The sequence below is a fragment of the Micromonospora sp. 15K316 genome (genome assembly GCF_004348525.1).
Lineage (GTDB): Bacteria > Actinomycetota > Actinomycetes > Mycobacteriales > Micromonosporaceae > Micromonospora.
This window is the reverse complement of sequence record NZ_SMKG01000227.1, coordinates 1-9,476: the sequence shown is the minus strand read 5'-3', so window position 1 is coordinate 9,476 and position 9,476 is coordinate 1. Positions and strand designations below refer to the sequence as shown.

General features: G+C 72.0%; 10 protein-coding genes. 5 read left to right on the top strand and 5 right to left on the bottom strand.

The window, feature by feature from the left end; genetic code table 11:
- The first annotated feature begins 95 nt into the window (after positions 1 to 95).
- Complete coding sequence (locus E1211_RS27315) at positions 96 to 1,886, top strand: bifunctional UDP-sugar hydrolase/5'-nucleotidase (RefSeq protein WP_132352312.1); 1,791 nt, start codon at positions 96 to 98, stop codon at positions 1,884 to 1,886.
- A gap of 114 nt (positions 1,887 to 2,000) precedes the next feature.
- Here the strand turns inward: E1211_RS27315 and E1211_RS27310 are convergent, their stop codons facing one another.
- A complete protein-coding gene (locus tag E1211_RS27310) occupies positions 2,001 to 2,183 on the bottom strand; it encodes a hypothetical protein (protein ID WP_132352310.1) in 183 nt (60 codons plus the stop codon).
- Positions 2,184 to 2,339: 156 nt separating this feature from the next.
- Positions 2,340 to 2,777, bottom strand: coding sequence for a hypothetical protein (locus tag E1211_RS27305; protein ID WP_132352308.1), 438 nt, complete (start codon positions 2,775 to 2,777; stop codon positions 2,340 to 2,342).
- Between the two features lie 150 nt (positions 2,778 to 2,927).
- Between E1211_RS27305 and E1211_RS27300 the strand changes: the two genes are divergently transcribed.
- On the top strand, positions 2,928 to 4,187 hold the full coding sequence (locus E1211_RS27300) for a sensor histidine kinase (RefSeq protein WP_132352306.1): 1,260 nt from the start codon (positions 2,928 to 2,930) through the stop codon (positions 4,185 to 4,187).
- Complete coding sequence (locus E1211_RS27295; RefSeq protein ID WP_132352304.1) at positions 4,172 to 4,819, top strand: response regulator transcription factor; 648 nt, start codon at positions 4,172 to 4,174, stop codon at positions 4,817 to 4,819. The genes E1211_RS27300 and E1211_RS27295 overlap by 16 nt, the downstream gene beginning before the upstream one ends.
- Positions 4,820 to 4,868: 49 nt before the next feature.
- Here E1211_RS27295 and E1211_RS27290 read toward each other — a convergent pair whose 3' ends face one another.
- Positions 4,869 to 6,017 carry a geranylgeranyl reductase family protein gene (locus E1211_RS27290; protein ID WP_132352302.1) on the bottom strand — a complete coding sequence of 383 codons (1,149 nt, stop codon included), beginning with the start codon at positions 6,015 to 6,017 and terminating at the stop codon, positions 4,869 to 4,871.
- Between the two features lie 160 nt (positions 6,018 to 6,177).
- Here E1211_RS27290 and E1211_RS27285 point away from each other — a divergent pair, with 160 nt between their 5' ends.
- The gene (locus tag E1211_RS27285; protein ID WP_132352300.1) at positions 6,178 to 6,414 is read left to right on the top strand and encodes a hypothetical protein; all 237 of its coding nucleotides are present in this window, start codon (positions 6,178 to 6,180) and stop codon (positions 6,412 to 6,414) included.
- Positions 6,415 to 6,497: 83 nt separating this feature from the next.
- Positions 6,498 to 7,940, top strand: a complete 1,443-nt coding sequence (locus tag E1211_RS27280) for an MFS transporter (protein WP_132352298.1) — start codon at positions 6,498 to 6,500, stop codon at positions 7,938 to 7,940.
- Between the two features lie 130 nt (positions 7,941 to 8,070).
- Here the strand turns inward: E1211_RS27280 and E1211_RS27275 are convergent, their stop codons facing one another.
- Together E1211_RS27275 and E1211_RS27270 are read right to left on the bottom strand one after the other, a co-directional pair.
- Complete coding sequence (locus tag E1211_RS27275) at positions 8,071 to 8,487, bottom strand: MazG-like family protein (RefSeq protein WP_132352296.1); 417 nt, start codon at positions 8,485 to 8,487, stop codon at positions 8,071 to 8,073.
- Between the two features lie 120 nt (positions 8,488 to 8,607).
- A complete protein-coding gene (locus E1211_RS27270; RefSeq protein ID WP_132352294.1) occupies positions 8,608 to 9,192 on the bottom strand; it encodes a hypothetical protein in 585 nt (194 codons plus the stop codon).
- Positions 9,193 to 9,476: the final 284 nt, after the last annotated feature.

Sequence of the window (9,476 nt, the reverse complement as noted above, 5' to 3'; positions counted from 1 at the left end):
GGACGGGACGGGCGGCTGTGACAGGAGTGACGGGCTCTGGTTATGGTGCGCTTCGGCGCCGACCATGGGCGCCCCCTCCGATGGAAAGGCACGTCATGACCTCTCCCTCCGGCCCCTCGCGCCGGCAGGTGCTCGCGGCCGCGGCCGCGGCGGCCGCCGCCCCGCTGATCGCGGCCACGCCCGCCCGGGCCGCCGGGGCGTCCCACCCGCGCACCTGGGACCTCACCCTCCTGGGCACCTCGGACACCCACGGCAACGTCTACAACTGGGACTACTACCGCGACGCCGAGTACGACGACAGCAAGCAGAACGACATCGGCGTCGCGAAGCTCGCCACCCTGATCAACCAAATCCGGGCCGAGCGGCGCGGCAAGGCCACCCTCGTGCTCGACGCCGGCGACACCATCCAGGGCACCCCGCTCGCCACGTACTACGCCAAGCAGGAGCCGATCACCAGCACCGGCGAGAAGCACCCGATGGCGCGGGCGATGAACATCATCGACTACGACGCCGTGACGCTCGGCAACCACGAGTTCAACTACGGCCTGCCCCTGCTGAACCTGTGGATCCGCCAGCTCGGCTTCCCCGCGCTGGCCGCGAACGCCGTCAACGCGCGGACCGGCAAGCCGGCCTTCACGCCGTACGTCATCAAGAAGGTCGCCCTGGGCTTCGCGGCGCCGACGCTGCGGGTCGGCATCCTCGGTCTCACCAACCCCGGGGTGGCGGTCTGGGACCGGGCCAACGTCGAGGGGAAGCTGCGCTTCGACGACATGATCGCCACGGCGGCGAAGTACGTACCGATCATGCGCCAGCGCGGCGCCGACATCGTCCTGATCTCGGCCCACGGCGGCGACAGCGGCACGTCCAGCTACGGGCCCGAGCTGCCCAACGAGAACCCGGTCGCCCTCATCGCCGAGCAGGTCCCCGGCATCGACGCGATCCTCTTCGGACACGCGCACAACGAGGTCGTCGAGCGGTTCGTGACCAACAAGCAGACCGGCCGCCAGGTCCTGCTCTCCGAGCCCTCCAAGTGGGGCCAGCGCCTCACCCGGATGGACTTCACCCTGGCCCGCGAGCACGGCCGCTGGGCGATCACGCGCTCCTCCGCCACGATGCTGAACACCAACACCGTGGTGGAGGACCCGAAGGTCCTCGCCGCCGTGCGCGCGCAGCACAAGAAGACCGTGGCGTACGTCAACCAGGTCGTCGCGCAGGCCACCGTGGAGATGTCCACCGTCGAGTCGCGGTACAAGGACACCCCGATCCTCGACTTCATCAACCACGTCCAGGCCGAGACGGTCACCACCGCGCTGGCCGGCACGCAGTACGCCGACCTGCCGGTGCTCTCCCAGGCCTCGCCGTTCAGCCGTACCGCGGTCTTCCCGGCCGGTGACGTGAAGATCCGCGACGTCGCGGGACTCTACGTCTTCGACAACACCCTCGAGGCGGTCGTGCTCAGCGGCGCGGAGGTGCGCGCCTACCTGGAGTACTCGGCGAAGTACTTCACCACTCTCGCCCCCGGCGCCCCGGTCGACCCCGAGCAGATCAGCGACCCGTCGGTGCCGGACTACAACTACGACGCCCTCTCCGGCGTCGACTACGACATCGACATCGCCCGGCCGGTCGGCCAGCGGATCACCCGGCTCGTGCTGGCCGGCACGGACACCACCGTGGCGGACGACGCCCAGTTCGTCGTGGCGGTGAACAACTACCGGCGTAGCGGCGGCGGCAACTTCCCCGGCATCGTCAAGACCCAGGTCTACAACGAGCAACAGGAGATCCGCCAGCTGCTCATCGACTGGGCACAGGCGAAGGGGACGATCGACCCGGCCGAGTTCTTCCGGCCGAACTGGCGCCTCGTGCGCGAGGGCGTACCGGTGTTCTGACCGGAGCCGTGACGACGGGCCGCGGGCGAATCGCCCGCGGCCCGTCCGCGTCTTCCGCTCCTGAGCCGCGACGCGCCCCGGATCACGGTCCCCCGGCCGCCCGGTCGGGGCGGTTCAGCCGTGGCGCAGGTCCCAGCGCTCGGGGGCGTCCTCCGGCGCGCCGCGGCCCGGGTCGGTCTCGGTCAGCTCGATCCGATCCTCGGGACGAACCGCCGGTGGTAACTCGCCGAACCGGACGTGTCGGAGGAAGGCGTACTCGTCGTCGGTGAAGCGCGGGTCTTCGTGGGCGTCGTTCATTCGGCACCTCCTTCGGCAGCCCCATTCTCGCCCCGGTTCACGGCCGGCGGGCGTCGGCCGTTCGTCCGCAGCTCGTCTGCGCTCTCGCCGGGTGGGTCACACCCGCTATGGCATCCTAGGATCCTGGGTGATATGCACGGCGGTCCGGGAGCCTGATCAACGTGCCTGCGGAAAGGCGGAGCGCAGCGCGGGGCTGCGGGTGACGAACGCGAGTCGGACGACGGGTAGCAGGCAGACGACCTGCATCCCGGCGTACCACCACGGGCAGATCCCGGGGACCAGGTCGACGCCGATGATCGCGATCGGCATGATGAGGGTCAGGGCGCTCACCCGCTCGAAGGCCCGCCGCGATCCCCGGGAAGCGGCGACCGCCAGCCGGTAGATCAGCACGGCGACCACCGGCAGCAGGACCGCCCGGACCCACATGAAGGTGTTCACCCGGACGCCGCTGCTCGACAGGACGATGAGCAGCAGCAGGGCCGCCGCGCCGAGGGCGCCGTAAACCCTGATGCCGGTCCTCAGGGCGCCGAAGGCCCGCCGGATGTGGGGGCTGTCGAGGCGCGCCTCGGCCGTGAAGTGCGTGGCGATTTCCATGCTTCTGAACGCTACGGAGCACCTCGCCGAGGCGGTATGGGCCTGGACGCACGGTGGGGTGGGGCTGGCCCCACTCCCCCACCGGCCGGGGTGGTAGCGGGCTCCGCGCGATGCACAGTAGGAGCACCGAGCGCGGAAGGTGAAGGAGAGATGAGGCAGGTGGGTTCGTGGTTCGCCCGGGCGGGCGTGGGATTCGTGCGGGCGTGCACCGTGGCGGCCGTCACGATGCTGGTCCCGGGCGTCTGGGCCGCCGCGGTGGCGTTGGGCATCTGGTGGGGACCGGCGAACCCGTGGTCCTGGGTAGCGCCGTTCGTACTGGTGTGTCTGGGCACGCTCGCCCTGTCCCGACCGGTCTGCCGGATGGTTCGCCACCTCGTCCGGCGGTGGACCACCAGCGTCATCCCCGACGGGTACCGCCCGGCCCCGCAGGTGGTCCGGATGTCCACCGGCTACTGGTGGAACGGCTTCTCCTATGAGCGCAGCCGCCGGGACGCGGTCATGGACCAGCGATGGCGGCTGCGCTACACCGACCCCGCGACGTGGCGCGACCTGCGGTTCACGGTGATCGCGCCGTTCACCGCGGGCCTGATCGCGTCCCTCCCGCCGGTCGGGGCGGCTGCGGCGCTGCTCTGGCTCGGCCGTCCGGGGCCCGGCGCGGGCCTGCTCGGAGCCGCCGGCGTGGTCGTGGCCGTCGCCAGCGCCCCGTACGCCTGGCGGCCCCTCGAGCCGGTGGCCGTCCGGTTCCTGCGCCCCTCCCGCGCGGCGGCCCTCACCGACCGGGTTGACGAGCTGACCGCCCAGCGCGCGAACGCGACGGTCGCGCAGGCCGCCGAGCTCCGCCGGATCGAACGTGACCTGCACGACGGGGCGCAGGCCCGCCTGGTCGCGCTCGGGCTCTCGCTGGCGACCGCGGAGAAGCTGATGGAGAACGACCCCGACCGGGCCAGGACCATCCTGCGGGAGGCCCGGGCCGGCGCCAGCGCCTCGCTCGCCGAGCTTCGCGAACTCGTCCGGGGCATCAGCCCCCCGGTGCTGACCGAGCGGGGACTCGTCGACGCGGTTCGGGCGCTCGCCCTGGACATCCCGCTCGACACCCACGTCGACGCCGACCTCCGTCGACGCCCGGAGCCCCCGGTGGAGTCCGCTCTCTACTTCGGGATCGCCGAACTGCTCACCAACGCGGTCAAACACGCCCACGCGTCCCGGGCGCGGGTCTCCATCGCCCAGCACGCCGACCACCTCGTCGTCGAAGTCGAGGACGACGGCCGGGGCGCGGCCACGATGCACACCGGCGGGGGGCTCGCGGGGCTGCGACGCCGCCTGACGGCCTTCGACGGCACTGTGGAGATCACCAGCCCTGCCGGCGGCCCGACCCGAATCAGGATGGCGGTGCCATGCGAGTCGTCGTAGCCGAAGATCTCTACCTCCTGCGCGACGGGATGGTCCGTCTCATCGAGGCGTACGGGCACCAGGTGGTCGCCACGGCGAGCACCGGCCCCGAGACGCTCGACGCGCTGCGGACCTGGCGCCCGGACGTCTCCGTCATCGACGTCCGGATGCCGCCGACCCAGTCCGACGAGGGGCTGCGCGCCGCCCTCGCCGCCCGCGGCGAGATGCCCGGCCTCCCCGTCCTCATCCTCTCCCAGCACGTGGAGCAGCTGTACGCCCGGGAGCTGCTGGGCGACGGAGCAGGCGGCGTCGGCTACCTGCTCAAGGAGAGCGTCTTCGACGCCGACCAGTTCATCGGCGCCCTGCAGCGGGTAGCGGCAGGCGGTACCGCCATGGACCCGGCCGTCATCGCGAAGCTGCTCTCCGGCGGCTCCCGGAACCGGAGACTCGACTGCCTCACCGAACGCGAGCGCTCCGTGCTGGGTCTCATGGCCGAGGGGCTCTCCAACCAGGCCATCGGTCGCCGCCTCTTCCTCAGCGAGAGCGCGATCGGCAAGTACACGACCTCGATGTTCACCAAGCTCGGCATCGATGACGACGACGACACCAACCGGCGGGTGCGGGCCGTCCTCACCTATCTGAACCAGGCGTAGCCCGGCCCGGCGCCACGGCGGTCCACCGGCCGAGCGCCGGGGCAGGCGGTCAGGACGTCGGCACGCGGCGGCGGGCGGCCGGAATCCGCTCCAGCAGGGCCAGCACCGCGCGCACCTCGCGCCGGGCCAGCGTCTCGTCGAAGCTCGCCCGGCCCTGGCAGAACCGCACGAACATCCGCCAGCCCGGAGGCGTGGCCACCAGCGCGTGGAAGAGTTCCGGCCGGCGCGAGAAGAGGTCGAGCAGCCGGTAACCGGCGCGCATCGACGGCACCAACCGCTCCCCGACCGCCCGCTCGTAGCCGGTCGGATCCCCCTCGGCGACCGCCGCGCCGGCGAACTCGCCCGAGCGCAGCGCGTAGCTGATCCCCTCCCGGCTCCACGGTTCGAGCAGACCGGCGGCGTCCCCGACGACCAGCACGCGGCCCTGGCGCAGCGGCGAGTCGTCCGCCCGGCAGCGGGTCAGATGCCCGGAGTCGTGCGCCGCCGGGGCATCGGCCAGACCGAGCCGGTCGACGAAGCGGCGCAGGTACTCCCGGGTCCGCTCGCCCTCGCCCCGCGCCGCGATCACCCCGACCGTGAGCCGGTCGTCCTTCGGGAACACCCAGGCGTACGACCCGGGCAGCGGGCCCCAGTCGAGCAGAACGCGGCCACGCCAGCGTTCCTGCTGCTCCGGTGGCACCTCCAGTTCCAGTTCCAGCCCCAGGTCCACCTGCCGGTACCGGACGCCGACGTGCCGGGCGGTCACGCCGGAGGAGCCGTCCGCCCCGATCACCGTCCGGGCCTGCACGGTCGTCCCGTCGGCCAGCCGCAGGCGTACGCCATCCGAGTCCTGCTCGACGGCGCGGACCGGAGCACGCTCGCGGACCTCCGCCCCGGCGGCCACCGCGGCCGCGCGCAGCCGGTCGTCGAACTCCTCACGGCGCACCATCGTCACCAGTGGCGCCCGATGCCCGCGGGTGAAGCCCCGCCGCCCGTCCCAGGTGAACGTCACCCGGTCCACCCGGTCGTGCGCGGGCACCTCGATGCGGTCCCGTACTGCCGCCAACGACGTGCCGATGAGGCCGCCACCGCAGGTCTTGTAACGCGGGTGCGCCGCCCGCTCCAGAACCAGGGTCCGTACGCCGGCGCGGGCCGCGGCGTACGCGGCGGAGAGCCCGGCGGGGCCGGCGCCGACCACGGCGAGATCCCAAACGATCACGGGAGCAGCCTAGGGCACCCATCGGCGATCCGGTCCGGAGGCCGCGCCGAGTCGCCCCGGGATCACCCCTCGATCGGGTGGGCATCTTCACGCGGCCAAGGGGTAACCGGCGCAGCGCAACCGCCTGCACGGCGGCGGACGCGAGTACGAGGAGGAAGCGATGCAGCGGGTGCAACTGTCGGACGTCGAGGAACGGGTGTACCAGGCGGTCACCGCGCTGGAGGCCCGCGGCCAGGTGCCGTATCCCGACCTGATCGCCGAGGAAGCCGGGCTGAGCGCCGAGGAGTTGAACGCGCCGCTGCACCTGCTCACCGAGAAGGGGCTGTTGCACCGGGAGGACTCGCCGATGGCCGGGCTGGACTTCGGGCCCCGGTTCTGCGCGCGTCAGATGGCGTGAGGGAGCGCGTCGCGCGACGATTCGTCCCGTGATGGCCGGGGTAGCGGTCAGAAATGCGTGATCGACGGTCAACGGGGGGCGCGATGGGCGCGGCGGGTAACGAACCGGCCGAGCTCGACCCGGTGGAGAATCGGCGGCGCTGGCGAGCTCTGGGAGTCGGCCTCGTCGCCGCGTTCATGACGCTGCTCGACGTCAGCATCGTCAACGTGGCCGTACCGTCGCTGGACCGGGCGCTGCACGCCTCCCCCAGCGACCTGCAGTGGGTGCTCTCCGGGTACGCGCTCACCTTCGGTCTCGCGCTCGTGCCGGCCGGCCGCTTCGGCGACGTCCGGGGGCGGCGCAACGCGTTCGTCTTCGGCATCGCGTTGTTCACCATCACCAGCGCGCTCGCCGGCCTGGCCCCCTCCCCCACCTGGCTGGTCATCGCCCGGCTCCTCCAGGGCGCCGCCGCCGGCATCGTCAACCCCCAGGTCACCGGCGTCATCCAGGAGATGTTCCACGGGCCCGAGCGGGCTCGCCCGTTCGGGTTGCTCGGCGCGACCATCGGGATCTCCACCGCCGTCGGGCCGCTGCTCGGCGGCCTGCTCATCGCGCTCGGCGGCGAGGATCACGGCTGGCGCTACGTCTTCTTCGTGAACGTGCCGGTCGGCATCGTCGCCGTGATCCTGGGCTGGCGGCTGCTGCCCGCCGGGCGGAAGGAGCACATGGACCGGCACCGCCTCGATCCGGTCGGGGTGATCCTGCTCGGCATCGGAGTGGTGCTGGTGCTCCTGCCGCTCGTGCAGGAGCAGCAGTGGCACACCCCCTGGAAGTGGGCGCTGATCCCCGCCGGGCTGCTGGTCCTGGTCGCCTTCGCCCTCTGGGAGCACCGGTACGCCCGAACCCGGCAACCGTTGTTCGACCTGCGGCTGTTCGGGTTCCGGTCGTACACCCTCGGCTCGTTGATCGCCCTGATCTACTTCGGTGGGTTCACCGCGATCTTCTTCATCTTCACGCTCTTCCTGCAGAACGGGCACGGCTACAGTGCCCTCATCGCCGGTCTGGCCGTCACCCCGTTCGCGCTCGGCTCGGCGGCGGCCTCGGCGGCCGGCGGCCGGTTCGTCAACCGGCTGGGCCGGCCGTTGGTCGCCGCCGGGCTGCTCGGCGTCGTGCTCGGCCTCGCCGGGACGTGGCTGGCGCTGCGCCTCTTCCCGGACCTTCCGGCGCCCTGGGTGACCGCGGCTCCGCTGCTGCTCGCCGGGATCGGCAGCGGTCTGGTGATCGCCCCGAACCAGACGCTCACCCTCTCCCAGGTGCCCGTGCCCCAGGCCGGCAGCGGAGCGGGGATGCTCCAGACCGGACAGCGCATCGGCTCGGCCGCCGGCATCGCCGCTGTCGGCTCGGCGTTCTTCGCCTCGCTGGCCAGCAACCACGGCGACTTCACCGCCGCGTTCGAACACTCCCTCGTGGTCGCCACCGCGATCATCACGCTGGGGCTGGTCGCCGCGCTGGTCGACATCCTGCTCAGCCGGCGCCGCCGGCGCTGACCCGTCCCGGCTCGGAGTCGTTCCCGACCTGCTCCTGCCGGCCGTCGGCGGGAGCAGGGACGCCCGCGGCGCGGGTGGCCGCTCCCGGCCGGAGCCGAGGCGTCCGGCGGCGGCCCGGCCGGGGAACCGCTCAGGACGGCGGCCGGTCGGCGGGGGCCAGCCGGTCGTGCACCTTGGTGGCGCAGCGGTCGAGCACCGCACGCGCGTCCAGGCCGAGGCTCTCGATGGCGACCAGCGCGGTGAAGGCGACGTCGGCGAGTTCCGCGGCGACATCGTCGCGGGTGTGGGTCACGCCCTTGCGGGGGTTCTGCCCGCGCAACCCGATCCAGGCACCCGCCACCTCACCGGCCTCCTCGGTGAGCTTGAGGATCCGGCACGTGAGTTCCGCGTCCCCGTTCCCGTTGGCCGCGTCCAACCAGGCACGGGCGGCCCGCGCCGCGGCCCAGACCGGGCCGCCGCCCGTCGGGGTGACGGCCTCGCCCTCCGGCGAGGAGACGGTCGCGGCAGAGCCGTCGACCGCGGCCTGCGGGGATGGGTGTGCGCTCATGCGCTCAGTGAATCGGACGCGCTCCGGAGGCTGGGCCGCGGGGTGCCCGCAGCGGAGAACGCCGCCGGCCGGCACCCGGATGGGGTGCCGGCCGGCGGCTGCGATCATGCTCTGCGATTGTCAGCTGTTCCAGTACTGACCGACCAGATCAGCGGCCTGCTGCTCCCACTGCGCATACGCATCCGGGAACGCCGACACCTGCACCGTCTGCGCGGCCTCGGTCAACGGCATGTCCCGCCACCCGTCAACCTGCTTCAAACCCTTCAGAAACGCCATCGTCGAATACTCCGGATCCGTGATCTGCTCCGGCGTGCCCCAACCCGAACTCGGACGCTGCTGGAACAAACCCAACGAATCATGATCGTTGGCATCACCCAGATGACCCAGGTTCTCCAACTTCGACTCCTGCAGACTCGTGGCGATCGAAATCACCGCGGCCCGCTCGTCCATACCCGACTTCTTCGTCGCCGCGATGATCGCCTTCACATTCGCGACCTGCTCATCATCCAACTCGACACGCGACTGCACACCCTGCGTGCCATGCGGAACCAGCTTCGCCGCATCCGGCCTGTCCGACTGCGCCACCGCCACCGGCCGCGCATCCACCACCTCAGCATGATGCGCCGCGATCGGACCACCGACCACACCACCGGCGAACGCCAGACCAGCAAGACCCAGCACACTCTTACGCATCAACGTGTTCATGATCAAAGCTCCTTCGGGGGTGTGACCCACACGCGCACACGGGGGGACGCGCACGGGCCAGCGCCACAACCGGCGCTTCGAAAAGGGGAAAGTCTCTGACCGGGGCCGACTCGGAAGCGGCAACCCGGAGGGGAATCCGGCGAGCAGGACGAGGCGGGGGCCTCACCGCGCCGGACCGTCTGCAACGACCGCCGGCCCGCCACCATTCCCGGCGACCCAGACCCCTCCGGGCCGGTCACCTGCCAGGCGGGGCTCCTGCCTCGGCCGTCGCGAGTCTTCAACGC